We start from the raw sequence: 24,421 nt of genomic DNA on the forward strand, positions 1-24,421 counted from the left end.
GCGAGACGGCTCAGGCGCGCAGCTCGATGAGAGTGATCTCGGGTGGGGCGCCCACCCGGACGGGCGGGCCCCAGAAGCCCGCGCCCCGGGTGACGTAGATCTGGGTGTCGCCGCCGCCCTGGCGCGGCACGCTCGCGAGCCCCGCCACCACGGGCTGCTGCAACGGCACGAGCAGGTTGAACGGCGCCATCTGGCCGCCGTGGGTGTGCCCCGAAAGCTGGAGGTCGACGCCGTGCGCGGCGGCCTGCGCCACCTGGACGGCCTGGTGGGCGAGGAGCACGACGGGCCGGTCCGCGTCGCGGCCCCCGAGCGCCCTGCCCATGTCCGGGCCGTCGCCCGAGAGCGCGCCGTTGAGGTCGTTGACGCCCGCGAGGTCGAGCACGGCTCCCCCGTGCGTGATCTCGACCCGCTCGTTGCGCAGCGGCCGGACGCCGAGGGAGCGCAGCTCCTCGATCCACTCCTGGGGGCCCTCGGCCGTGTAGTACTCGTGGTTGCCGGTCACGAAGTACGCGCCGTACCGGGATTCGAGGGACTTGAGCGGGGCGGCGAGGCGGCCGAGCTCGGCCACCGTGCCGTCGACCAGGTCGCCCACGATCGTCACCACGTCGGCCCCCAGGCCGTTGATCATGCGGACGATCCGCTCCGTGTGGCCCCGGCCGGTGAGCGGCCCGAGGTGGATGTCGCTGACGGCCGCGATGCGCAGCCCGCTCATCCGCGGATCGAGCCGCGGCAGGCGGACCGGCACCCGTTCGATCACCGGATCGCCGAGAGCCCGGGTCACGCCGTAGCCCACGGTCGCGAGCGCTCCCGCCGCCACGACGGCGGAGGCCGTACGCGAGATGAACAGCCGCCGGTCGATCGCCGGCGCGTCCGCTCCGGGTTCTCCCCCGGCCGGTCGGCCCCCGGAGGCGGAGCCGCCGGAAGCGGCCACCGGAGTCGTGGAGTCCGGCGCGGCCGGCCCCGGGACCGCGGCGGACTCCCCGGCCGCCGTACGGGCGAGGACCGACGCGTCCTCGGCGTCGTCCACCGCACCGTCCACCGCACCGTCCACCGGGGCCGTGCCCGGGGTGGTGCGGCGGCCTCTCGCCAGGGCGAACGCCGCGATCGCCCGGGGCACCTCCGCGACCAGGCCGAACACGAACAGGTAGAACATGAGGGCCAGCCACAGGTAGCCGGGCCAGGCGACGACGCGCACGACCTCCACGCCGGAGAGCCGGCTCCCCGCCATGGTCACCACCATCAGGGCGGCCAGGACCACGAGCGTCCACGTCAGCACCCGGCGGAGGCGCGAACCCGGCGTCGTCGACGCCCGGACCAGCCGCCGCCACAGATAGACGTGCACGACGGCCACCGCCGTCAGGATCATGACCAGGAACCCCACGAGATCTCTCCTCGACCGGCTGACGATCAGGGGCCGGCTGACGACGATGCTACGAGGAGCCACCGGCGGCCGCGTTCCCGGGAGCCGTGGCGAGAACGATCACCGGCAGGCCCGCCCGGTGAAAGTTTCACCTCCGAGTCGGCCCGATGCCGCGCCACCATCGGCGATCTTTGCCCCTGACCAGGAGCAAGCGGACGATCGCGGCAGAAACGTCCCTCAGACGTGGCCCCGGTGACTCCCCCGGGTGCCGACACCGACCGAACGACAACGAGGTGACACATGAGAAGTCCCCGCTACCTGGCCTGGCTGGCCGCAGGGGCGGCGGTCGCCGCGGCGATCGCGCTCTCCGGCGTGCCCGCCGGAGCGGTGGCCGCCACGCCCACCCCCAGCCCGAGGCCGTCCGCGGCCCCGTCGCCGAGCGCCGAACCCGGCGCGCCGACGACACCGTCCAACGTGCAGCTGTGCCCGCCGCCGGTGCCGACCGGCACCACCCAGGGGTACGTCGGCCTGTGCTGGAGCGCGTCCACCGACGACGTCGGCGTCACCGGCTACGAGGTCTACCGGCTCACGGCCGACGGCTTCGTCAAGGCGGCGTCGACCACCAGCACCCTCACCGTGTTGAGCGGGCTGGTCTACGGCAAGGTCTACACCTTCTACATCGTGGCCAAGGACGCCGACGGCCACACGAGCCCGCCGACGGCGCTGATCAACACGCGGGCCGTGTCCGGCATGGTGGTCAGCCCGAGCCCGATCCCCGGAGACAGCACCCCGCCCAGCAAGCCGACCGGGCTGCGCGACAACTGCGTGGCCGACTTCCCCGGCACGGCGTTCTGCTGGACGGCCTCGACCGACGACGTCGGCGTCACCGGCTACGCCGTCTACCGGCTCACCTCGACCGGCTGGCTGCTGGTCGGAACCCGGACCTCGCCCTACTTCATGGAGGGCAACCTCACGACGTACGCCAGGTACACCTACATCGTGGTCGCCAGGGACGCGGCCGGCAACGTCAGCGTGCCGTCCGACCCGATCACCACCACCGCCCTGCCGGGGTTCCCCACACCGAGCCCCTCCATAAGCCCCACGCCGACGCCGAAGTCCACACCCACTCCCAACTGCAAGGTCGCCTACACCCAGTCGACCTGGTGGACGGGCTTCTCCGCCAGCGTGTCGATCACGAACACGGGCAGCACGCCGATCTCGGGCTGGACGCTGCGGTTCGCCTTCCCGTCGGCGGGCGAGCGGATCACGCAGGGATGGTCGGCCGACTGGAACCAGGGACCGGATAACACCGTCACCGCTTCCAACATGGCCTGGAACGCCAACATCGCTCCCGGCGCGTCCGTGAGCATCGGTTTCAACGCCTCGCACACCGGCGTCTCCGACGCGCCGAGCACTTTCTCGCTCAACGGCGCGCCCTGCGCCGTGGCCTGACCGCTCCCCGGGCGCAATCCGCGCCCGGATCCGACGCTGCACCCCGGTGGCGGCCGTGCCGCCACCGGGGTCATGCGGTCAGGACTTGGCGGCGGGCTTCTTCGTGGTGGTCCTGGCCCGGGTGGTGGTCCGCTTGGGGGCGGGCGCCCGCTCCCGCCGGTCGGCCAGCAGCTCCGCCGCCCGCTCCAGCGTGATCTCCTCGACCGTGTCGCCCTTGCGCAGCGACGCGTTGGTCTCGCCGTCGGTGACATACGGGCCGAAGCGGCCCTCCTTCACCACCACCGGCTTCTTGGAGTTCGGGTCCTCGCCCAGCTCCCGCAGCGGCGGAGCGGCGGCGGCACGGCCGCGTCCCCGCGGCTTCGGCTGGGCGAACAACTCCTTGGCCTGCTCGATCGTGACCGTGAGCAGGTCCTCCTCCGACGCGAGCGACCGCGAGTCGGTGCCCTTCTTGATGTACGGCCCGAACTTGCCGTTCTGCGCCGTCACCTCCTCGCCGTCGATCGCGCCCACCACACGCGGCAACTGGAGCAGCTTCAGCGCCTGCTCCAGCGTGATCGTGTCCAGGTCCATCGTCTTGAACAGCGAGCTGGTGCGCGGCTTGGGGGCGTCCGCCTTCTTCGTCCGCTTCCTGCCGTCCGCCGGGGCCGGCTCCTCGGGCAGGATCTCCGTGACGTACGGGCCGAACCGGCCGTCCTTGGCGACGATCCTCCGGCCGGTGGCCGGGTCGACGCCGAGATCGCGGTCGCCGCTCGGGCGCGAGAACAGCTCCTCGGCCTTCTCCGCGGTGAGGTCGTCGGGCGCCATGTCCTCGGGGATGTTCACCCGGGCGCCGTCGCGGTCGAGGTACGGCCCGTAGCGGCCCACCCTGATCACGATGTCCGTCCCCTTGATCGGGAACGAGCTGATCTCCTTGGCGTCGATCTCCCCGAGGTCGGTGACCATCTCCTTCAGGCCCTCGTCGCCGTCCCCGGCGCCGAAGTAGAACCTGCGCAGTTCCGGCACCCGCTCGGCGCGGTCGTTGGCGATGTCGTCGAGGACCTTCTCCATCTCGGCCGTGAAGTCGTAGTCGACCAGGTTGCCGAAGTGCTGCTCCAGCAGGTTGACCACGGCGAACGCGAGGAACGACGGCACCAGGGCGGTGCCCTTCTTGAACACGTAGCCCCGGTCCAGGATCGTTCCGATGATCGACGCGTACGTCGACGGCCGGCCGATCTCGCGGTCCTCCAGCTCCTTGACCAGCGACGCCTCGGTGTACCGCGCGGGCGGCTTGGTCGAGTGCCCGAGCGCGGTCAGTTCGGCCGCGGTGAGCCGGTCGCCCTCGGTCAGCGTGGGCAGGCGCTTCTCCGAGTCGTCCCGGTCGGTCGCGGGGTCGTCGGCGCCCTCGACGTACGCCCGCAGGAAACCGTGGAACGTGATCGTCCGGCCGGTGGCGCTGAACTCGACCTCCACCGGGTCCGCGGCCGTCCCGGCGGAGCCGTCGCCGCCCGCGCCGGACGTGCCGGCGACCTTGACCGACACCGACTCGCCGACGGCGTCCTTCATCTGGGAGGCGACCGTACGCTGCCAGATCAGCTCGTAGAGCCGGAACATGTCTCCGGCGAGCCCGGTCTCGCCCGGCGTGCGGAACTCCTCCCCGGACGGCCGGATCGCCTCGTGCGCCTCCTGGGCGTTCTTGACCTTGCTGGTGTAGGCGCGCGGCTTGTCTGGCACGTACGCCGCGCCGTACAGCTTGATCGCCTGGCTGCGGGCCGCGGCGACGGCGGTCTCCGACAGCGTGATGCTGTCGGTACGCATGTAGGTGATGAAGCCGTTCTCGTACAGCCGCTGGGCCACCTGCATCGTGTACTTGGCGGAGAAGCCCAGCTTGCGGCTCGCCTCCTGCTGCAGGGTGGTCGTCCGGAACGGCGCGTACGGCTTCCGCGTGTACGGCTTGCGCTCCACCGAACGCACCGCGTACGAGGCGCCGGCGAGCCGTCCGGCGAGGGCGGTCGCGGCGGCCTCGTCGAGGTGCAGGATGTCCGGGCTCTTGAGCCGGCCGGTGGAGGCGAAGTCGCGGCCCTGGGCCACGCGCCTGCCGTTCACCCCGGTCAGGGTGGCGGAGAAGGTCCGGGGGTCGTCCCCGGCCCGGCCGGTGTCGAACAGCGCCTGGAGGTCCCAGTAGGCGGCCGCGGTGAACGCCATCCGCTCCCGCTCGCGCTCCACGACCAGGCGGGTGGCGACCGACTGCACGCGCCCGGCCGACAGCCGCGGCTTGACCTTCTTCCACAGGACGGGACTGACCTCGTAACCGTACAGGCGGTCGAGGATGCGCCGGGTCTCCTGGGCGTCGACCAGGCGGAGGTTGAGGTCGCGGGGGTTGGACACCGCATCCCTGATCGCGTGCGGGGTGATCTCGTGGAACACCATGCGATGCACCGGGATCTTGGGCTTCAGCACCTCGCGCAGGTGCCAGGCGATGGCCTCGCCCTCCCGGTCCTCGTCGGTGGCGAGGTAGAGCTCGTCGGCCTCCTTGAGAAGCTGCTTGAGCTTGGAGACCTGTGCCTTCTTGTCGGGGTTGACGACATAGAGCGGCTCGAACTCGTGGTCGACGTTCACCCCGAGGCGGGCCCAGGCCTCGCTCTTGTACTTCTCCGGGATGTCGTCGGCCTTCTCCGGGAGATCACGGATGTGGCCGATGCTCGACTCGACGATGTAGCCGCGCCCGAGGTACCCGGCGATCGTCTTCGCCTTCGCGGGCGATTCCACGATCACCAGGCGGGTTCCGCCGGCGTTGCCGTTGTTGGCTGGCACGCTGCTTCCTACCTCGCTGTCCGCTGTCGTTCCCCGTGTATCCGGGAGTTTCCGGGTGTTTCACGTGTTTCCGGGTTTCGTGCGCTCCGGCTCACTGACACCCTCGTCGCCCGGGGCGGGGGTGCCTACCCCCACCGGGCGCCGTGGAGGCACCGCTTTGAAGGTACCTGCCGCCGCACGTTCCTCCCCCTCGGGCTACCCGGTTCTGTCCGGGAATGTAACTCGCCTGGCGCTGTTATCCACGAGGACGCAGAATAGAGCCCATCGAGTTCCCTAGCACGCCCCGGAGACCAATGGCTGTGCTCGACTACTCCTACCTGGACCTGTATCTGCCGCGTGGCACCCCTCGGGAGGTGGCGCGACAGATGCTGACGGAGCATGCCGAGCACGGAGACTGGGAATTGGAGCGGCTGCGCCTGTATCCCGACGGCAGCAGGCGCGTCCGGCTGCGTCGGAAGATCATACGGGCCGCTCGGACGATGTGAGCCGCGGGAGCGGCGACGCCACGGTCAAAAAGAGCTTTGCCCGCCCCGGGCCGCGCCCCCGGAACGGGCAAAGCGTCGATGCCCTCCTCCACTGGCCGGGAGGCGGCGTCCTGGTGGCCCGCGCCGGGCCCGTACGACGAGCGGCTGGTTCGCCGCCGTCAAGCCCGGCGCGAGCGTGATATCCCTCGCGTCCTCAGCCGGGCGCGTGGTTCTTCACGCGCCCGGCCGTCCGGCTACCTGCGGCCGAAGCGGAAGCGGCGGGTGACGGCGAACAGGCTCGCCGAGACGGCGAACATGGCACCGAGGACCAGTGCGGCGAACGAGCCGGCGTTCATGCCGGTCAGCCCGACGGGCTGCTCGGCGCTCATGAGACCGAGCTTGCCCAGCGGGAGCACCTCGGTGGTCTTGCCGAGGTCGCCGGTCGGCAGGTTCCGCGTGGCGTCGGCCACGGGCAGCGAGGCGGTGGCGTCGTCCAGCGTCCGCTGGGCGGGCAGCGTGCGGGCCGTGTCGTCGAGCGAGCCCGCGGCCGGCAGCGCGCCGGTGGCCTTGGACACGACGGCGGCGGGGTTGCCGGCGGGGACCACGCCCTTCACGCCCTTGCCCGCCGGGACGGGCGGGGCGGCCGGCAGACCCGGCGCCTCCGGCAGGCCGAGCATGTTCGGCAGGTTGCCGATCACCGGCCCCGAGGGCGCTGCGGGGGCGCTCATCGGCTGCATGGTGTGGGCGCCCGACAGCACCGGCATGGCGGGCGTGGCGGGCACCATGGCGCCGCGCGCGGCCCTGTGCTGGGGGTGCGGCCGGTAGCCGTGGGGACCCCAGCCGCCCACCTTCGCCCCACCCAGGCAGCCCGCGGCAGCGTCGCCCAGCACGGCGACAGCGTTGCCGCAGACGTTGACCGGCGCCGTGATCGGCGCGACCACCTGGTTGCCCGCGACGATCCCGTGGCGACCGGAGGTCACGTTGCCGCCCGCACCGGCGCCGCCGCCGACCACCGCGGCCCCGCCCCGGCAGCCCGCGTGGGCCTTGCCGAGCGCGGCGACGGCGTTGCCGCAGACGTCGACCGGCGCCGTGATCGGCGCGACCACCTGGTTGCCGCCCAGGATCGAGGAACGGCCGGAGGTGACGTTGCCGCCGGCGCCCCCGCCGCCGTGCCCGCCTCCGATCACGCTCGCGCCGCCGCGGCAGCCCGCGAAGGCGTCGCCGACGACCGCGATGGCGTTGCCGCAGACGTTGACCGGCACGGTGATCGGCGCGACCACCTGGTTGCCGCCGCCGACGCTGTGCGTGCCGCTGGTGACGTTGCCGCCCGAACCGCCGGACCAGCCGCCGTGACCCCCGTGACCCCCGTGACCGCCGTGGCCCGGCCTGGACCCGCCGTGGCAGCTGCCCGAGCCGTTGCCGCACACCTCGACCGGTGCGGTGATCGGCGCGACCACCTGGGTGCCACCACCCACGGAGTAGCGCCCGTCGGTGTCGTGACCACCCGAACCGGGACGGGGCCGGTGGTGACCGCCGTGGCCGTACCCGCCGTGCCCGCCGTGCCCGCCGTGCCCACCGTGACCGCCGGGGCCGCCCACGGACGAGCCGCCGCGGCAGCCCGAGAACGCGTCACCCAGGACGGCGACGGAGTTGCCGCAGACGTTGACCGGGGCGGCGATCGGCGCGACCACCTGGTTGCCGCCGAGGACCGAGGAGCGGCCGCTGGTGCGGTTGCCGCCGGCGCGGGCGGCCGGACCGGCGCCACCGACGTAGGCGCCGCCGCGGCACCCCGCCGTGGCGTCGCCGAAGACGGCGATGGCGTTGCCGCACAGGTTGATCGGCGCGGTGATCGGCGCGACCACCTGGTTGCCGCCGCCGACGCTGTGCGTGCCGCTGGTGACGTTGCCGCCCGCGCCGCCGCGGCGACCTGGGCCCTTGGCGACCGCGCCACCGCGGCAGCCCGCTCCGGCCTTCCCGAGGACGGCGACCGCGTTGCCGCAGACGTCGATCGGGGCGCTGATCGGCGCGATCACCTGGTTGCCGCCCAGGACGCTCCCCGCACCGGAGGTGCGGTTTCGCCCGGCGCCCTGGCCCGCGCCCTGTACGGCCGCGCCGCCCAGGGACGAGCCATGGGACTCTCCCGCGACCGCCACCGCGTTGCCGCTGATGTCGATCGGCAGGGTCACCGGGATGTCGACCTGGTTGCCGCCGAGGACCGAGTTGCTGCCGTCGGTGTCGGCGAAAGCCGTACCGCTGCCAAGGGCCATGACGCCGACGGCGAGAAACGCCGCGGAGGCCGAGCCCTTCGCCCACGTTCGCATGATGAATGCTCCTAGTGGTTCTTCTTAGGGGGTTACCTGACAGCTCGCGACTTCTGTCCACGCCGAATGAGCACAGCGGAGCGGTGGACGGTCACGAGGATGGGAGATTCCGCGTCACCCGCGCGGGAGCCTGCCGCCTGGGCACCACAGGTCAGGGCAGACGGTGGCACCGGTCGCCGTACCGAGGCGGACCGGCGCGAAGGCGGGATCAGTCAGGAGAGAAAGACGGGTCGTCCGCCGCTGTGCGGACCACCGGGGGAACAACCGCCGCCAGTGGGGCGGGCAGGGTGGTGAGACGCGGCTCGAACACAGGCCGCGCGACATCCCCGAACAGGATGCTTCCACCGCTTGTCTGCGGGACCAGGCCCTGGTCTGCGGGCGCGTGGTCCGCGGTGGACGGCGGAGGGAGCATGGGCTTCGACTGGCTGGTCAGCCCGTCGACCGTGCGCCCCGCCATCGCCTCGGCGTTCACCGAGGTGTCGTCAGCCGCCGTGGGGAAACCGTCGGCACTCTTCCCGTGAGACCTCGCCATGCCTGCGGCGCCCGGCGAGGGCGGCAGGCCGAGGTCCGGACCGGAGACACGGTCGGGAAGTACCGACCCGGCGGCGTCAGGTGAGGGTGCGGCCCCGGCGGCGGAGGTCGCCGTGCCGAAGACGCCGAGAAGCACACCGAGCAGCCATGCGGCGGCGATCAGCCCGCCGACGACCAGCAGGCGGCCCGATCGGGAGCCGGCCGCGAACCGCGCCATCCGGCTCCGCTCGTGGCGGCCGGGAGACGTGACGGGCACGCCGGGAACGGCGACGGGCGAAGACGCCCCCCGCTGCTCCTGCGACGTGCTCGTCACGCGACCTCCCCATACCGCTGAGCCGACATCCGGCCGACTCGACCCGGAGCGGATCAACCCTCAACGGAGAGTTACTGTAGCGGCACGGCACGTGATCGCAACAGCTTTCTCAGCAGTATTCGAGGAAACGGTCAAGGACCCGGACGCCAAACTGGAGCGAATCCACCGGAACCCGCTCGTCGATGCCATGGAACATCCCGGAGAAGTCCAAGTCCTCGGGAAGCCGCAGCGGCGCGAAGCCGTACCCGCTGATGCCGAGGCGGCTGAACGCCTTGAGGTCGGTGCCGCCGCTCAGCGTGTACGGCACGACCCGCGAACCCGGGTCCTCCTCATGCAGCGCGTCGGCCATGGCCTTGACGAGCGGGCCCTTGAAGGGCGTCTCGACCGCGACGTCGTGGTAGACGAACTCCCGTGTCACGTTGGGCCCGAGCAGCTCGTCCAAGGTCTGGAAGAACTCGTCCTCGTACCCGGGCAGGAACCTGCCGTCCACGTGCGCGGTCGCGGCCTGGGGGATGACGTTCGCCTTGTAGCCGGCCTGGAGCATGGTCGGGTTGGTCGTGTTCTTGAGCGTCGCGCCGATCATGCGGGCGAGCGGGCCGAGCGTGGCCACCGCCGCCTCCGCGTCCTCGGCCTTGACCTCCGTGCCGAAGACCTCCTCGAAGAACGCCTGCACGGTCGGCGTGAGCCGCACCGGCCACTTGTGGCGGCCGATCCGGCCGACCGCCTCGGCGAGCTCGGTCACGGCGTTGTCGTCGTTGAGCATCGAGCCGTGGCCGGCCCTGCCCTTGGCGGTCAGGCGCATCCAGGCGATGCCCTTCTCCGCCGCCTCGATCAGGTACAGCCGCCCCTTTTCCGTGGTCACGCTGAAGCCGCCGACCTCGCCGACGGCCTCGGTGCAGCCCTCGAACAGCTCCGGGTGCCTGCCCGCCAGCCACTGGGCGCCGTAGTGGCCGCCGGCCTCCTCGTCCGCGGTGAAGACGAGGACGACGTCCCTCGGCGGCCTGCGTCCCTCGCTCAGCCGCCGCCGTACGACGGCCAGGATCATCGCGTCCATGTCCTTCATGTCCACGGCCCCGCGGCCCCAGACACAGCCGTCGGCGACCTCGCCGCTGAGCGGGTGGTGCGTCCAGTCGGCGGCGTCGAAGGGCACGACGTCCAGATGGCCGTGCAGGAGGAGGGCGTCCCGGCTCGGGTCGGCGCCCTCCACCCGGGCGACCACGTTCGCCCGGCCCTTGTCGGACTCCAGGATCCGCGGTTCCAGGCCGACCTCCGCCAGCTTTCCGGCCACGTACTCCGCGGCCTCGCGTTCCCCGGGGCCCGTGTTGTCCCCCGCGTTCACCGAGTCGATCCGGATCAGGTCGCGGCACAGCTCGACGACCTCGTCCTCCCCGAAGCGTGGGGTCATTGCGCCTCCTCCTACCGGACGGGTCGCCCAGGGGCCGACCCGCCCGTGTCTGTCACGTCGTACGGCTCGCGCCTCCATCCTGCCGCCGTACAGGCGTGTCCTTCACCCCCGGGCCGCCGCACGCCGTACGGAGGGGGCTGAATCCCGGTATGAAGCAGGGCGGAGACAGTGCTAACCTGTATCAGCCGACGCGGGATGACGATCCTGCGTGAGGCACCACGTCCGGGTGGCGGAATAGGCAGACGCGCTAGCTTGAGGTGCTAGTGCCCAGTGATGGGCATGGGGGTTCAAGTCCCCCCTCGGACACAAACCACATGTGGAGGCTGGGGACAACCCAGGCCTCCACAAGTCATTTGGCGGCCACTAGGTTCCCACGAGGTGGAAGGCCGCCCAGTAATAGGGGCTCTGGAAGGGCCGGCCCGTGGGACGGCCGGAACGGGACCGTCCGCGGGACTGACGGCGGGCCCCGGAGTCGAGGCCGGTGAGCTCGGCCACTGTGACGTCGCGCAGCCAGAGCTGGGCCTCGCGCATCGCTTGCACGGGAGATCTGCCCTGGCCGATCATGAGTGCGTAGAAACGCCGCATGAACAGCGCCGTCGACTCGTCCTCCACGCTCCACAAGGTGGCGACCACGCCCGGCGCGCCCGCGCTCAGCAGCCCGGCGGCCAGGCCGATGTGCTCGGCCGAGCGGCGGCCGATCGTCCCCGGCACCCCGGTCTGGCAGGCCGACAGCACGGCCAGGCGCGTGCCGCCGAGGTCCAGGCCGCGCAGGTGGGCGGCGGTCAGGAGGAAGCCGTCCCCCAGCGTGATGTGCGAGAAGTCCGGCTGAATCCAGTTGACCCCCGCGTGGCAGGCGAAGTGCAGATAGGTGGCGCCCGGGGAGAGAGCGGCGACCGCCTCCCAGGTGACCGCCGGGCCGCGTACGACCCGCGCCATGCCCGGGGAGAACTGCTCGACGATGCCATCGGCCTCCGAGGAGGCCCAGGGCAGGTCGCCGAGGGGGTCGCAGAAGACCGTGAGGCGTTGCTCTGCGGGGTCCATGCGGGCGGCCCGGCGGGTCGCTCCGCTCAGCACTCCGGCGCACGGTATGTAGGCGATCGGATGGTCGTCGAGCAAGGTGCGCCCACGGCCTTCGTCATGACACCTCGCGGCGTGGACCGGCAGGTGCCGGCTCAGCTCCGAACCGGCCAGCCACAGCGTCGTCCCTTCGGGGACGCCGAGGTCGCGCAGCGCCTGTGTCAGCGGGCCGGCGACGGCCTCCCACAACCACGCGGTGATCGCGCCGATCTCCGCCGCCCACATGGCGAAGGGAACGTTCCCGAGCTCCCACTGACTGCTCGTCTTGAGCCATCGCGACTCGGCATCCCTGAGCTTCGCCAGGTTGACGCCCGGGAGCCGGACGACGTTCGCTTCGGCCGGCTCGGGTGTCCCGGCTGGTATGACGAACATGGCCGCTTCCTCGTCACCGACGATCGGCATCACCAGCACGCCGCCCTGGGGAACGGCGGCGCAGACGGAGGCTCCGGTCGGCTCGGCGGCCGTGCGCGACGCCGCCGGCGTCGTACCGGCCTGGCACAGTGCCGCGGCCAGTTCGGCGCGCGCCACGGCGAGCCGGCGGGTGATCTGCGGACCTTCGCCGTTCTCGGCGGCCTCCGGCGTCCGGAGTGCCGCCTCCAGCCCGCGCACCTCCTTCCGAGCGCGGACCACACGTGATCGGACGGATTCGGGAAGCCCGGTGAGGTCCGGGTCAGGGTCCGGCGCGTCGGCGACGGTCCAGGATTTGCTGCGTTCGAGCAGGGCGAGCGCCCGCGACCAGGCGCCGTCCGCCAGCGCCCAGAGTGCCAGCATCTGATGGAGACCGCTCACAGAGTCGATCAAGTGGTGTTCGCCGTACCCGGACCCCGCGGAAGCCAGCAGCTCCTCCCCCAACCGGGCGCCGGTCAGACAGAGCCTCACGGCCTCGGCGCGCTCGCCACGGCGCCGGCGCAGCAGCGCCAGATGACGATAGACGTCCAGCAGGCCCGCGTCGGGCGGGCGCACGACCTCAAGGGCCTTGGTCAGGTGCTTCGCAGCCCGCGCGTGGGCTCCGGCGTCGAAGTCCAGCAGCCCGAGGGCACGGTGCACCCCGTATCGCTGTTCGGCGCTCGGGAACCCCCGGAGGATCCTGGCGCTGTGCCTGCGAATCTTGCCGGCGAGGTCGGGGGTGGCGACCCCCCGGATGAGCGCGACGGCGCCGATGCTCACGAGGTTGCGCCGCACCAGCGCGACCGCGTCCGGCCTGTGCTGACGCTGGAACGCGGCGAGCGCGCATTCCAGGTGATCGATGGCCTGCGGCAGGTGACCCGGTTCGTGGTCCACCATCGCGGGCGAGGCGTGCGTGAAGCCAATCCTCTCCTGCATGTCGGCCCAGGACCGCTCGTCTCCGGCCTCATGGTAGAAGCCGGCCAGCTCCGTGTAGTCCGCGAGCGCGTCCCGCGTGTTGATGAGAGGGTGGCCGCGCAGTGACCGGCGCAGCCCGTCCGCGCGCAGGCTGAGCGCGCGGGCCCACTCACGCGGGAAGTCCTCGCGGGTGAACACGCTCAGCGCCTTCTCCGCGTGCTCCACCACAAGTGCGAGATCGGCTTGTTCCTCCCCCGACCGTCGCCATCGATAGGCCTCCCCTAGGGCCGCGTGCACGGCCGCCCAGGCGGCCGGGCGGCGCACCGGATCCACGCGGGTCAGAGCCTCGTTCAGGATCGTGATGGCGGTGACGACGTCTTCCTGCGGGCGTGTGTGGTCCCGCTCGAGATGGAGACGGGCCAGGTCGACGCTGACCGCCACCCAGATGTCCGGCTCGTCGCTGGCGAGAGCCGTGCCGCGGGCGCGTTCCAGATGGCCGATGGCCCGGATGTTGCCGTAGTCGCGGCCGGTGGCCTCCGCGATCAGTCCCAGTGTCCGGTGTATCTCGGCCAGTGTGCTGCGGGCCGTTCCCGCGCCCGCGTGCCGCAGGGCGGCCTCGGCGTGCCGGCGAGCGCGGCGCAGGTCACCGGAGGCGGCGCGGCCCAAATAGGCCGTCGCGGCGGCGGCGTGCGCATCGACCCTGACGCGGGCGCCGGCTCGCGGGTCCGCGTGGCGCTCCCGGTCGAGGATGTCCACCGCGGTGTCCGCCTCCGCCACGGCTCGATCCAGGTTGTCCGTACGGCTCCCGCGGATCCGCTCGCAGAAGGCGGTGGCGAGCAGTGCCCGCATGGTGGCCTCCGTGAGGGTGTCACCGTTCTCCACGGCGTACCTCGCCACCTCGGCCGCGTGCCCGACGGCGTCCTCGATCGCGGCCGCGCGGTCGCGGGACTGGGAGAGGAGCAGAGTCCTGGCCAGCCTGCCCTTCAGCGCGGCCCACGCGAGGGTGCCCGGCTCGGCCTGGGCCAGCCCCTCCCCGCACAGCGCCACCGCGCGCTCCGGCGACACCGAGGACTCGGGTTGCAGGAGCTCGGCCAGCAGCACGCGAAGCTCCGCCGGAACCTGATCGGCATAGTGGTCCGGCGCCGGTCCGAACATGTGGGTCAGCGCCGCCTCCACGCCTTCGGTCCGGGCCCGGGCGAGGAAGTCGACGTGCTCCTCGGGGAGACCGCACATCCGCGCCCAGTATTCGGCGAGCGGGGTGAGCAACAGGGCCCGGTCACGCTCCAGGATCGCCTGTTTCCCCGCCCGGTCGGTCGCGTTGCGCAGCGCGGCGACGGCCCGGGTCGTCAAGTGCCGTACGCCGGGACGGAAGAGGAGGAACCTCAGCAGGTCCGCCTCCTGCGACAACGTCGCCATGCGGTCCAGCACCCCGGGAGTGAGCTCGGCCCGCTCGTCGGGGCGCATCCGTCTCGCGAAAGCCTCCGCCACGCCCACCGACCGGCAGTCCGTGAGCAGCGCCCGATGCCACTCCAATCCGGACGTGACGTCCGGGCCTGTATCCCCTCCGTCCTCCTCGGCCTCGGCCAGCGCGTTCCGCAGGACGATGTCCGCGTACTCCCCCAGGAGTTCGGCGGAGTGGCGCTCGACCATCAGCCGTTTCTCCTCGAGGTCCCACTCGTTGACCAGGTCCTCTACGATTCTCACCACGTCAGCCGGGACGAATGCCCCTTGCTCGTCAGGGGGTGCCATGAGCCGACGGCTCCTGATGCCGGTAGACGGTCGGGACGACGACCCCCTGCCGCCACTGCGCGGAGAGGTCGGCCGCCTGCCGCACCTCGGCGTCGAGGTCGGCGGGCAGCGGCAGGCGCAGGGCGGCGATGAGGTCCAGGCGGTGCAAGTCGAAGGCGACCTCCACCGACTCGCAGTACGCGAGGGCCGCCTCGATCACGGCCCGGTGAGCCAGCAGCCCGACGCCCGCCGGGACGAGCGTCAGCCAGAACCACCAGCCGGAGCCGGCCAGCAGCGCCCCGGCGGCGACGGCGCTGAGCAGGGACATCACCTCAAGGCGCACCGTGGCGTCCAGCGTGTTGCGGCGGTCGTCGACGATCTGCCGCATCCGGTCGCCGATCACCGGGTACAGCCGGGGCCAGGCCACCACGGCGTCCCAGCCGGACGCCGCCCCCGCCCGGGCCTCGCCCGCCGCCAGCACGTTCCCCAGCGCCGTCGGCCGCACCCGGTCCTCGGCGGGATAGCGCAGGAGGAGCTCCGTACCCGCCTCGCCGAGCCGGTTGAGCCGCTCCGCCGGGACGTCCTCCACATGCGCGGGGAGCTCGGCCGCCCGGGCGAGCGCACGGCGCCGGCGGCGATGCCGGCGGCGGAGCGGGGCCGCGAGCCGGTCTAGGCGCGCGGGCCAGTAACCCTCCAGCAGCCGGACCAGCCGCAGTTGAAGCGGCTGGGCGACCAGCGCGGCAAGGGTGATGGCCAGGATCAGCAGCAGCACCTGCCCGACGTCGAGATCCGCCGCGGTCTTCCAGGCCCGGCTGAAGCGGAGCTCTCCGGGGGCTCCGGACCACAGCAGCACCAGCAGGAACAGCGCGGCGGCGTAGAACGGGAGGTAGCCGACGAGGAAGAAGCGCCCGCCGAAGACGTCACCCACCGGCTTGGCCGCTTCGCCGATCCTCATCGCGGACGGTCCAGCGGTCCGTGACCGTTCACGCAGGTCGGGGGGTCCCGTGGGTCCACATGAATGCGGTAGGTGATCTGCGAGCACTCCCGGCAGACGTACCGCAACAACTCATAGGCGGCGGAACGGCCCGGGAGCGAAGCGCCGTCTCCGTCCCCCACGCCGCGGAGTCGCCCGGGAGGTTCGACGGCATCACGGCTTGCCACCCCTACGGCGAACGTACCGGCCACCACCGCGATCTGGTCGATGCCGTCATTCGCCGCGAACAGCGCCTCCAGCACCTCGGCCGCATCCACAAGGGGAAAACCGGGGGGCAGCTCCAGCCTCGGCGCGTCAGCCGACGGCGGTCCGGGTCCGAGCAGGACCGAGTAATCACCCGGCTTGAGCGTCACTGAACCTCCCGGCCCGACGCCGATTTCTTTCTGAGGCGGTCTCATCGTCGCCCAGCCCCGACGGCACCGCAACCAGATCGCGCCTCCCCGAAACGCTAGGCACGGTGCGGACTGGATCACAGCTTTTATCATTCGCTGGAAGACACCGGATACCGCCCAGTACCGGAACCGATCGTGACCGTGAACCACGACCAGTACTGGGCGGGCGCGTCCCACCACCGTCGACGGCGAGCGGGATGAGCACCGCCGCCAGATGGTCCTCACCGTGTCGCAGGCAGAGTTCGTGCATATGACGGAACGGAACGACCGCCGCGATCAGCGCCAGTAGCGCGACGCCGCAGCGTGGCCGGCGCGGTGAAGGCCGAGACTCCGGAGCCGACCACCACGGTGCGCCGGCCGGCGCAGCAGGCGCGTACGGCCGGGTCGCGCAGGTCGGGGACGCGGCAGGAGATGAGGCTGGTCATGCTGTGAGTCGGCCCGGTCTCGCCCCTGCTTCGCGGCTCATCTCGATGCAGTTCGCCGGCCAGTCCTGCCTTCGTGACCGGTGCTTCTTGTCGTCTTCTCAGCGCTCCCAACACATCCGCTGACGTACCGCGCGAACTGTCGCTTCATCGTGGACAACACGTGATCGGGGTCGGCGGCCCAGATGTCGGCGTTGAAGATTTCGACCTCGATGTCGCCGCGGTAGCCCGCGGCCTCGACAGCGGCGGTGAGTGGGTGGAAGTCGATCACACCGTCGCCCATCATGCCGCGACCGAGCAGCGTGTCGGCGGGGAGCGGCACGAGAAAGTCGCTCACCTGGTAGCTCGCGATCCGGTCACCGGCCCGCTCGATCTGCGTCAGCACCTCGGGATCCCACCAGAGGTGGAAGGTGTCGACCACCACGCCCACCTGTGCGGCCGGGTGGGGCTCCGCCAGGTCGAGCGCCTGCCCGAGGGTGGACAGCACCGCGCGGTCGGCACAGTACATGGGGTGCAGCGGCTCGAGCGCGAGCCGTACGCCACGCTCGGCGGCGTACGGGACCAGGGCGGTGAGTGCATCGGCCACGCGAGCCCGGGCCTCGGCGAGATCCCGGCTGAACCCGGGTCCGCGCGCGCCACCGGGTGCCATTCCGGGCAGGCCGCCGACCACGAGCACCAGGCAGGCGGCGCCGAGGGCGGCTGCCTCGTCGATCGCCGCGCGGTTGTCGTCGAGTCCGCGGTCGGGGCCGGTCAGGAAGCCGCCCCGGCACAGGGAGGAGACGCGCAGCCCCGCGTCTGTAACCAGCGTCGCGGTCTCCGCCAGGCCGTGCTCGGCCACGGCTTCCCGCCACAGCCCGATGGCAGGAATCTCATGACGTACGCAGCCGTCGACGGCCTCGCGCAGAGACCAGCGGCGGGTGGTCCACTGGTTGAGGGAAAGGCGGGCGGGGGTCATGCGGCGACTCCGGCGGTGTTGAGCAGGTGGCGCATGCGTGCGGCGGCCAGGTCGGGGTCGGGCAGGAGCCCGGCCTGGTCGGCGAGGCGGAACACCTCGGCCAGGTGGAGGATCGAACGGGCGCTGTGCGCGCCGTTCACCATCACGAAGGCGTCCTGGTGCCCGGCGAGCCAGGCCAGCAGGACGATACCGGTCTTGTAGTGATAGGTCGGGGTTTCGAAGATCTTGCGGGCGAGTGGCACGGTCGGGGCGAGAACGGTCTCGAACCGTTCGCGGTCTCCGGCGTCGAGCGCCTGGAGGGCGGCCGCCGCGGCGGGGGCGATCGGGTCGAAGATCCCGAGCAGTGCGTGGCTGCCGCCCGCGATCAGCTCCGGGTAGTTGAAGTCGTCGCCGGTGTAGAGCCGCACGCCGTCAGGGAGCCGTTCGCGCAGGCGCACCTCGTGTTCGGCGTCGAGCAGTGACACCTTCACCCCGTCCACGCGGGAGGCATGGTCGTGGACGAGCGCGAGGAACGCCTCGGTGGCGGCCGGAAGATCGCGCGACCCCCAGTATCCGGCCAGCGCGGGGTCGAACATCTCGCCGAGCCAGTGGAGGATCACCGGCCGGTCGGCCTGGCCGAGCAGCCTGCCGTAGATCTTGTGGTAGTCCTCGGGGCCGCGGGCGAGACGGGCGAGTTGCCTGCTGGCCATGACGATGACCCGGGCACCCGCGTCCTGGACCGTCTCCATCTGCTCCAGGTAGCCGGACACGACCTCCTCCAGAGTGGCCGCTTGGGGCAGGTGGTCGGTGCCGGCGCCGCAGGCGAGCAGGTCGGCCGGGTCGCCGAAACCCCGGGCCTCTGCGGCGCTGCGCCGGATCAGTTCGGTTGTGGCCGTCCAATCCAGGCCCATGTTGCGCTGGGCGGTGTCCATCGCGTCGGCCACCCGCAGCCCGTACGACCACAGGTGGCGGCGGAAGCCCAAGGTCGCGTCCCAGTCGAGGGCCGTGCGCGAGCCGGGGGCGTGATCGGCGAGCGGGTCGGCCACCACGTGCGCGGCGGCGTACACCACTCGACTGGTGGGCGGTGACGGCGGCGGGGCCCAGGCGACCGGCTCACGCATCCGGTAGGTGTCCAGCCGGCGATCCGGTCCGGGCAGGGTGACGGCGGTCATGCCCCCGCTCCGGGCACCTCGACGCGCACGCCCTCCGCCGAGGAGCGCAGGCCCAGCTCCGCGAGCTGCACCCCCCGGGCGCCGGAGGCGAGGTCATACGGGAACGGCGCGTCCTCCACGACATGGCGCACGAACATCTCCCACTGCGTCTTGAAACCGTTGCCGAACTCCGCGTTGTCCGGCACCTCCTGCCACTGCTCCCGGAACGGCTCGGTCACCGGCAGGTCGGGGTTCCACACCGGCATCGGAGTGGCCGACCGGTGCTGTACGCGGCACCGGCGCAGCCCGGCCACGGCGCTGCCGTGGGTGCCGTCCACCTGGAACTCCACCAGCTCGTCGCGGTTCACCCGCACCGCCCAGGAGGAGTTGATCTGGGCGACCACACCGCCGGCCAGCTCGAAGATCGCATAGGCGGCGTCATCGGCGGTCACCTTGTAGGGTCGGCCGTGTTCGTCCATCCGCTCCTCGACGTGCGTCACCGCCCGCGCGGTCACCGCCTCGACGCGGCCGAACAGGTTCTCCAGCACGTACGCCCAGTGCGGGAACATGTCGAGTACGATGCCGCCGCCGTCCTCGGCCCGGTAGTTCCAGGAGGGCCGCTGGGCCGGCTGCCAGTCGCCCTCGAACACCCAGTAACCGAACTCCCCGCGCACCGACAGGATCCGGCCGAAGAAGCCGCCGTCGATCAGCCGCCGCAGCTTCAACAGCCCCGGCAGGAACAGCTTGTCGGCGACCACGCCGTTCTTCACCCCCGCCTCGCGCGCCGCCCGCGCCAGGGCGACCGCGTCGGCGAGGTTCTCCGCGACCGGTTTCTCGACGTAGACGTGCTTGCCCGCCTCGATCGCCTGCGTGACGGCTCCGATCCTGGCGTTCGTGATCTGGGCGTCGAAGTACACCGCGTTGCGGTCGTCGGCGAGAGCCGCGCCCAGGTCGGTCGTCCGGTCAGGGATGCCGTGCCGGGCCGCGATGGCCTCCAGCTTGGCCGCGCTACGCCCCACGAGCACCGGCCTGAGCGCCACCCGTCGTCCGTCCGACAGCTCGACTCCGCCCTGATCGTTGATCGCGAGGACCGACCTGACCAGATGCTGGCGGTAGCCCATCCGCCCGGTCACCCCGTTCATGACCACGCCAAGGGTCTCCATCCGTCCTCCTCCACCTACGGACTCTGACGCGGAAAACGCTTTCCGCTGATACGGAAAGCGCTTTCCATTACTTTGGACCGTACGGCGAGGGCCGCGGGGACGTCAACCGGAGTTCGCCGTTCGGAACAGGACGGTAGGCAGGCGAAGATGAGGACATGGGTGCGAAGCGCGGCGCGGTGACACTGGAGGACGTGGCCAGGCGGGCCGGGGTGTCGCTCGCCACGGCGTCGCGGGCCATCAACGGCAGCACTCGGAAGGTCCGTCCGGAGATCCGTGAGCGTGTGGAGCAGGCGGCGCGGGACCTCGACTACGCGGCCAACGCGCAGGCCCAGGCAGTGGCCCGCGGACGCACCGACGTGGTCGGGCTCGTCGTGCAGGACATCGAGGACCCCTACTTCTCCTCGATAGCCGCCGGGGCGATGCGAGTGGCCGAGGCCAACGGCCTGATGGTCAGCATCGCCGGCACCGGGAGACGGCCGGACAAGGAGATCGAGTACGTCGCCGCGCTGCGGCGCATGCGGGCGGCCGCGATCGTCATCGCCGGGTCGCGTACGGACGACCGCGACGCGCTCGCCCGGCTCGGCGCCGAAGTCGACGCCTTCGAACGCTCGGGCGGCAGGACCGTTCTGATCGGCCAGCGACGCCTGCCCGTCGACACGCTGGTCGTCGCCAACCGCTCCGGCGCGCGCGACCTCGCGATCCGCCTCACGGGCCTCGGCTACCGCTCGTTCGGTGTGCTCGCCGGCCCCCGCGGCCTGCTCACCGCGGTGGACCGGCTCGCCGGCTTCACGGAGGGCCTGAGGAAGGCGAGGGTCGCCCTGCCGCGTGATGCCGTGGTGCACGGGGAGTTCACCAGGGACGGCGGGCACGCGGCCATGCTGGAACTGCTCGCACGAGGGCGCGACGTGGAGTGCGTGTTCGCGGTCAACGACGTGATGGCGGTGGGCGCCATCGCCGCCCTGCGGCCGCTCGGGCTCGAGCGGACCGTGGCCGTCGCCGGGTTCGACGACATCACCACGCTGCGGGACGTCATCCCGGCGCTGACAACCGTGCGCCTTCCCCTTATCGAGATCGGCGAGACGGCGCTGGAGATGGTTCTGCGGGAGCCTTCCGGGCGCCCGCGGTACCGGCGCATCGCGGGCGAGGTGGTCCTGCGGGAGAGCACACCGGGTGTCCGGCCCGCTCATCCGGCCCCTGAGGGGGGCCCGGAACCGCTCCCCACGGGACAGACCTCGTCCACGTAGCGGCGCAGGGTGGCCGCCTCGCCGGTCAGCATGCCCGGGTCGTCGCCGGGGACGAACTCGAGGGAAGCGTCGATCCTCCTGCCGGTCGACGCCAGCACGCCCATGACCGTCCGCCACAGAGCCGCGCGGTGGTCGAGTGGGAGGCGATCCTCGGAGGTGGGCCACCAGCTGAAGACGTGCACCGCGTCCACGTGGTCCAGTACGGCCCGCAGTCCCGCCAGCGCCTCGTCGTCGGGCATGCCGTTCGGCGGCTGCCAGTAGGTCCGCAACCCGGGAACCTCGTCCAGCATCGACAGCGCGGATTCGATCTCGTCGGTGAGCGTGCCGGCGTGGAACTCGGTGGCGACCACGATGTCTCCCGCGCTGTCCACGCACCGCTTCAGTCGGTCGAGCGTTCTGCGGCGATCCGCCGGGCCGGCGGACGCGGAGGCCAGGTCGCCCGCCCAGACCCGGACGCGGGGCGTGCCCAGCGCGCGGGCGGCGGCGAGCACCTGCCGCCACAGGTGCTCGGCCTCCTCCGGATCGGCGGGAACGCCCGCCTGGTAGTACGAGCCCAGGGCCGAGACCGACAGGCCCGCCGCTCTCGTCGCCTCGCCCAGGCGGCCGACCCCTGCTTCGTCGCCCAGCCGCACATGGGCGTCCTGACCCCATTCGATGTGCTCCAGCCCGGCCTGCCGGGCAAGCGCGATGATCCGCTCAGGGGGAAGCGGCCGATAGGTGACGCTGCACATCCCCGCGGTCAAAAGCCGTGGCGGCGTTTTCATCGTGTCCAACCGGATCCCCTGACGGGTGCGTCCGGATGTGCGGTGCAAGAGGGATCGAGGGCTCCGCCCGGGAGGATCGGGGCGATGACGAACCGCATGGTGGCCCAGGCGACGTACAGAAGAGGAGAGCACGCGAGGAAAAGGCCTGCCATCGGCTTCAGCAGGACGACGGCCACGGCCAGGCCAAGCACGGCGATGCTGAGAGCGGACAGATACCAGCGCCGCGCCACGAGGTAGAGGCAGGGCAGCACGAGAGGGCGCAGCCGGACCGCCCCCGGCTCGGCCAGCAGCACCACCAGCGTGAAGACCACCGTCATCACCAGTGCCGACATCGTGACGAAGAACGGGACCAGCGCCGGTCCCCACGTCGTGGGCGCGACGGCGGCCACGTCGACGATCAGCACGCTCACGGCGACGGCGCCGCCCGCCCAGACGAGGAGCGCCCGGGGCGCCGCCCGCCGGTACGAGCGCCAGAATGCGCGCAGCACGTCCGTCGATCCCTCTCCCAGCCCGGCGAAGCATCCGAACGCACCGGTCAGTGCCGGTCCGCACGGCACCGACAGCACGACGTAGAAGGGCCACGACGTGAGTGGATTCCGCGCGGTCGCGAGCGCGGCGAGGAGCGGCGCGCACGTCACGGCGAGCAGGACGTTGGTCATGAGCCCGACGTAGACGGTGGAGAACAATTTCTCGTAGGTCTCCTGCCGGGCGGGCCTGAGCAGGCGCGGCGCCCGCGCGTGGCCGTGGGCGCTCATCACTTGAGTCCGCTCGTCGCGATGCCGCGGATGAAGTACCGCTGCCCGAACAGGAAGAGGACCAGGATCGGCAGCACCGACAGCACGGCGCCCGTCATGATCATCGCGTACTCGGCGTCGTACTGGCCGACGAACGAGCGCAGGCCCAGCTGGACGGTCCACAGCTCGTTGCTCGTCAGGTAGATGAACGGCCCCATGTAGTCGTTCCACGTGTTCACGAACGTGAGCAGGGCGAGGCTCGCGAGCGCCGGTTTCGACAGCGGCAGCATCAGGCGCAGGTAGATGCCGTACTCGGTCAGGCCGTCGATCCGTGCGGCCTCGCACAGCTCGTCCGGGATCGACATGTAGTACTGCCGCATGAGAAAGACGCCGAACGCGCCGAAGGCCTGCAGCAGGATGATCGACCAGTAGGTGTTCGTCAGTTCCGCGCGCTGCATCATGATGTACTGCGGCACCATGTACGCCTGCCACGGCACCGCGATGGTGGCGATGTAGGCCAGGAACAGAGTGTCCCTGCCGGGAAAGCGCACCTTGGAGAACCCGTAGGCGGCGAAGCTGCCTGTCAGAAGCTGCAGGAGGGTGATGGCGACCGACAGGAAGACCGAGTTGCCCAGGTAGGTCGCCATCGGGATCCGGTCCCAGATCTCGACGAAGTTCGACCAGCGGAACTCCCGCGGGACCCACTCGACGGGAACGGTGAGAACCTCGTTGTTTCGCTTGAGCGAGGACGACACCATCCACGCGAACGGCACCAGCACGAGCAGGGCCACCGCGAGGAGGCACACGTACGCGAGCGCCGTCCGGACCAGACGCGGTCCCCGGGAACGGGGGCGCGCGGATGGGGCGGGTGGCCGGGGCGGGGCGATGGCCGGGGGAGCATCGGGCAGCGCGGTCATCGGGTGCTGCTCCGTTCGTTGAGGCGGAACTGGACAACGGTCACGGTGAGCACGATGACGAAGAGCACCAGGGCGATGGCCGAGGAGTAGCCGAACCGACCCTCGGTGATCCCCTCCCGGTAGATGAGCTGGGCCAGGACCAGCGTGCTGCGTCCGGGCCCGCCGTCGGTCATGACCACGATGAGGTCGAGCACCTTGAAGCTTTGGATCGTCAGCATGACGACGACGAAGAACGTCGTGGGGCGCAGGCACGGCAGGGTGATTCTCCAGAAGCGCTCCCATGCGTTGGCGCCGTCCACCCGGGCGGCCTCGTAGTACTCCTTGGGGATCGTCTGCAGACCGGCGAGGAAGAGCACCATGTAGTAGCCCATGTCCCGCCACACGCTCGTGACGATCACAGCGGGCATCGCCCAGTCGGTACTGGCCATCCACCGGGGCGGGTCGTCGATGCCGAGCGCGTGGAGGAGCTGGTTGACCGGTCCGGCCGTCGGGTTGAACAACATGCTCCACACGACGGCCACCGCGACCAGAGAGGTGATGTACGGGAAGAACGCCGCGGTGCGGAAGAACTGCACTCCGCGGAGCTTGCGGTCGAGCGCGACCGCCAGGCCGAGCGCCGCAGCCAGTGTGAGCGGGATGTGGCCGACGGCGTAGTAGAGGGTGTTGCGGAGCGCGACGTAGAAGTTCTCGTCACGCAGCAGCCGCCGGAAGTTCTCCAGCCCCACCCATTCGGGCGTGTTGTAGGAGTCCCATTTCAGGAACGCCAGTGCGAACGCCGCGAGCATCGGGATCAGGGTGAACAGCGCGAAGCCGAGGAAGTTCGGGAGGATGAAGCTCCATCCGATGAGGATGCGGTGCCAGGCGGGTCGCCTCCGCGGCGGACTGTGGGGCGCCGATTGGGTTATTGCATGAGCCATAGCCGTCCTTCATGACCTCCAGCTCTTTCACGGAGATGTGGCGGGC

Annotated in this window: 19 protein-coding genes and 1 tRNA gene; 4 read left to right on the forward strand and 16 right to left on the reverse strand. The window is 71.5% G+C overall.

What is annotated here, in order from left to right; genetic code table 11:
• Nucleotides 1-10: 10 nt before the first annotated feature.
• Nucleotides 11-1,381, reverse strand: coding sequence for a metallophosphoesterase (locus HHX40_RS24115; RefSeq protein WP_310738251.1), 1,371 nt, complete (start codon nt 1,379-1,381; stop codon nt 11-13).
• Between the two features lie 279 nt (nt 1,382-1,660).
• On the opposite strand from HHX40_RS24115, the gene HHX40_RS24120 reads away from it, so the two are divergent.
• Nucleotides 1,661-2,812, forward strand: a complete 1,152-nt coding sequence (locus tag HHX40_RS24120; protein WP_182882428.1) for a cellulose binding domain-containing protein — start codon at nt 1,661-1,663, stop codon at nt 2,810-2,812.
• A 78-nt stretch (nt 2,813-2,890) separates the two neighbouring features.
• On the opposite strand, the gene topA is transcribed toward HHX40_RS24120, so the two are convergent.
• Nucleotides 2,891-5,602: a type I DNA topoisomerase gene (gene topA, locus HHX40_RS24125; RefSeq protein WP_182877917.1), complete on the reverse strand. Its 2,712-nt coding sequence runs from the start codon at nt 5,600-5,602 to the stop codon at nt 2,891-2,893.
• Nucleotides 5,603-5,895: 293 nt separating this feature from the next.
• Between topA and HHX40_RS24130 the strand changes: the two genes are divergently transcribed.
• Nucleotides 5,896-6,087 carry a DUF5703 family protein gene (locus HHX40_RS24130; RefSeq protein ID WP_220499497.1) on the forward strand — a complete coding sequence of 64 codons (192 nt, stop codon included), beginning with the start codon at nt 5,896-5,898 and terminating at the stop codon, nt 6,085-6,087.
• 233 nt (nt 6,088-6,320) lie between these two features.
• Here HHX40_RS24130 and HHX40_RS24135 read toward each other — a convergent pair whose 3' ends face one another.
• The 3 genes from HHX40_RS24135 to HHX40_RS24145 form a co-directional block, all read right to left on the reverse strand.
• Nucleotides 6,321-8,387 carry a chaplin family protein gene (locus tag HHX40_RS24135; RefSeq protein WP_182882429.1) on the reverse strand — a complete coding sequence of 689 codons (2,067 nt, stop codon included), beginning with the start codon at nt 8,385-8,387 and terminating at the stop codon, nt 6,321-6,323.
• A gap of 208 nt (nt 8,388-8,595) precedes the next feature.
• Entirely contained in the window at nt 8,596-9,231 is a 636-nt protein-coding gene (locus tag HHX40_RS24140; RefSeq protein WP_310738252.1) for a hypothetical protein, read from the reverse strand.
• 109 nt (nt 9,232-9,340) lie between these two features.
• The gene (locus HHX40_RS24145; protein ID WP_182882430.1) at nt 9,341-10,636 is read right to left on the reverse strand and encodes a M20/M25/M40 family metallo-hydrolase; all 1,296 of its coding nucleotides are present in this window, start codon (nt 10,634-10,636) and stop codon (nt 9,341-9,343) included.
• Between the two features lie 220 nt (nt 10,637-10,856).
• On the opposite strand from HHX40_RS24145, the gene HHX40_RS24150 reads away from it, so the two are divergent.
• Nucleotides 10,857-10,942: transfer RNA gene (locus HHX40_RS24150), tRNA-Leu, on the forward strand.
• A 57-nt stretch (nt 10,943-10,999) separates the two neighbouring features.
• Here the strand turns inward: HHX40_RS24150 and HHX40_RS37870 are convergent.
• The 7 genes from HHX40_RS37870 to HHX40_RS24185 all read right to left on the reverse strand — a co-directional run bounded on the left by HHX40_RS37870 (nt 11,000) and on the right by HHX40_RS24185 (nt 19,799).
• Nucleotides 11,000-14,719: a CHAT domain-containing protein gene (locus HHX40_RS37870; protein ID WP_182882431.1), complete on the reverse strand. Its 3,720-nt coding sequence runs from the start codon at nt 14,717-14,719 to the stop codon at nt 11,000-11,002.
• Between the two features lie 31 nt (nt 14,720-14,750).
• Entirely contained in the window at nt 14,751-15,698 is a 948-nt protein-coding gene (locus HHX40_RS24160; RefSeq protein WP_182882432.1) for a hypothetical protein, read from the reverse strand.
• Complete coding sequence (locus tag HHX40_RS24165; RefSeq protein ID WP_182882433.1) at nt 15,695-16,090, reverse strand: hypothetical protein; 396 nt, start codon at nt 16,088-16,090, stop codon at nt 15,695-15,697. The genes HHX40_RS24160 and HHX40_RS24165 overlap by 4 nt, the downstream gene beginning before the upstream one ends.
• The gene (locus HHX40_RS24170) at nt 16,071-16,415 is read right to left on the reverse strand and encodes a DUF2637 domain-containing protein (RefSeq protein ID WP_182882574.1); all 345 of its coding nucleotides are present in this window, start codon (nt 16,413-16,415) and stop codon (nt 16,071-16,073) included. The genes HHX40_RS24165 and HHX40_RS24170 overlap by 20 nt, the downstream gene beginning before the upstream one ends.
• Before the next feature lie 176 nt (nt 16,416-16,591).
• Nucleotides 16,592-17,506 (reverse strand): sugar phosphate isomerase/epimerase family protein, encoded by a 915-nt coding sequence (locus HHX40_RS24175; protein ID WP_182882434.1) that lies wholly within the window; start codon nt 17,504-17,506, stop codon nt 16,592-16,594.
• Nucleotides 17,503-18,657: a dihydrodipicolinate synthase family protein gene (locus tag HHX40_RS24180; RefSeq protein WP_182882435.1), complete on the reverse strand. Its 1,155-nt coding sequence runs from the start codon at nt 18,655-18,657 to the stop codon at nt 17,503-17,505. The genes HHX40_RS24175 and HHX40_RS24180 overlap by 4 nt, the downstream gene beginning before the upstream one ends.
• Entirely contained in the window at nt 18,654-19,799 is a 1,146-nt protein-coding gene (locus HHX40_RS24185) for a Gfo/Idh/MocA family protein (protein WP_259403885.1), read from the reverse strand. Before HHX40_RS24185 ends, HHX40_RS24180 begins: the two co-directional genes overlap by 4 nt.
• A gap of 155 nt (nt 19,800-19,954) precedes the next feature.
• Between HHX40_RS24185 and HHX40_RS24190 the strand changes: the two genes are divergently transcribed.
• Nucleotides 19,955-21,043, forward strand: coding sequence for a LacI family DNA-binding transcriptional regulator (locus tag HHX40_RS24190; RefSeq protein WP_182882436.1), 1,089 nt, complete (start codon nt 19,955-19,957; stop codon nt 21,041-21,043).
• Here the strand turns inward: HHX40_RS24190 and HHX40_RS24195 are convergent.
• From HHX40_RS24195 to HHX40_RS24210, 4 genes are read right to left on the reverse strand one after another with little or no spacing between them, the layout of a single operon-like run.
• Nucleotides 20,983-21,774 carry a sugar phosphate isomerase/epimerase family protein gene (locus HHX40_RS24195; protein ID WP_220499498.1) on the reverse strand — a complete coding sequence of 264 codons (792 nt, stop codon included), beginning with the start codon at nt 21,772-21,774 and terminating at the stop codon, nt 20,983-20,985. The genes HHX40_RS24190 and HHX40_RS24195 overlap by 61 nt on opposite strands.
• Nucleotides 21,775-21,803: 29 nt before the next feature.
• Entirely contained in the window at nt 21,804-22,562 is a 759-nt protein-coding gene (locus HHX40_RS24200) for a ferredoxin-NADPH reductase (RefSeq protein WP_182882438.1), read from the reverse strand.
• A complete protein-coding gene (locus HHX40_RS24205) occupies nt 22,562-23,458 on the reverse strand; it encodes a carbohydrate ABC transporter permease (RefSeq protein WP_182882439.1) in 897 nt (298 codons plus the stop codon). The genes HHX40_RS24200 and HHX40_RS24205 overlap by 1 nt, the downstream gene beginning before the upstream one ends.
• Nucleotides 23,455-24,375 (reverse strand): carbohydrate ABC transporter permease, encoded by a 921-nt coding sequence (locus tag HHX40_RS24210; RefSeq protein ID WP_182882440.1) that lies wholly within the window; start codon nt 24,373-24,375, stop codon nt 23,455-23,457. Before HHX40_RS24210 ends, HHX40_RS24205 begins: the two co-directional genes overlap by 4 nt.
• Nucleotides 24,376-24,421 lie beyond the last annotated feature (46 nt).

The sequence above is a fragment of the Microbispora sp. H10949 genome, assembly GCF_014161435.1.
GTDB classification, from domain to species: Bacteria; Actinomycetota; Actinomycetes; order Streptosporangiales; family Streptosporangiaceae; genus Microbispora; species Microbispora triticiradicis.

Excerpts from the sequence above, each read along its gene's own strand:
- HHX40_RS24195 (WP_220499498.1), bottom strand. The coding sequence starts at position 21,774 with ATGTGCAGCGTCACCTATCGGCCGCTTCCCCCTGAGCGGATCATCGCG.
- HHX40_RS24160 (WP_182882432.1), bottom strand. The coding sequence starts at position 15,698 with ATGAGGATCGGCGAAGCGGCCAAGCCGGTGGGTGACGTCTTCGGCGGG.
- HHX40_RS24190 (WP_182882436.1), top strand. The coding sequence starts at position 19,955 with ATGGGTGCGAAGCGCGGCGCGGTGACACTGGAGGACGTGGCCAGGCGG.
- HHX40_RS24120 (WP_182882428.1), top strand. The coding sequence starts at position 1,661 with ATGAGAAGTCCCCGCTACCTGGCCTGGCTGGCCGCAGGGGCGGCGGTC.
- HHX40_RS24205 (WP_182882439.1), bottom strand. The coding sequence starts at position 23,458 with ATGACCGCGCTGCCCGATGCTCCCCCGGCCATCGCCCCGCCCCGGCCA.
- HHX40_RS24145 (WP_182882430.1), bottom strand. The coding sequence starts at position 10,636 with ATGACCCCACGCTTCGGGGAGGACGAGGTCGTCGAGCTGTGCCGCGAC.
- HHX40_RS24180 (WP_182882435.1), bottom strand. The coding sequence starts at position 18,657 with ATGACCGCCGTCACCCTGCCCGGACCGGATCGCCGGCTGGACACCTAC.
- HHX40_RS24200 (WP_182882438.1), bottom strand. The coding sequence starts at position 22,562 with ATGAGCGCCCACGGCCACGCGCGGGCGCCGCGCCTGCTCAGGCCCGCC.
- HHX40_RS24135 (WP_182882429.1), bottom strand. The coding sequence starts at position 8,387 with ATGCGAACGTGGGCGAAGGGCTCGGCCTCCGCGGCGTTTCTCGCCGTC.
- HHX40_RS24175 (WP_182882434.1), bottom strand. The coding sequence starts at position 17,506 with ATGACCCCCGCCCGCCTTTCCCTCAACCAGTGGACCACCCGCCGCTGG.
- HHX40_RS24185 (WP_259403885.1), bottom strand. The coding sequence starts at position 19,799 with ATGGAGACCCTTGGCGTGGTCATGAACGGGGTGACCGGGCGGATGGGC.
- HHX40_RS24130 (WP_220499497.1), top strand. The coding sequence starts at position 5,896 with ATGGCTGTGCTCGACTACTCCTACCTGGACCTGTATCTGCCGCGTGGC.
- HHX40_RS24210 (WP_182882440.1), bottom strand. The coding sequence starts at position 24,375 with ATGGCTCATGCAATAACCCAATCGGCGCCCCACAGTCCGCCGCGGAGG.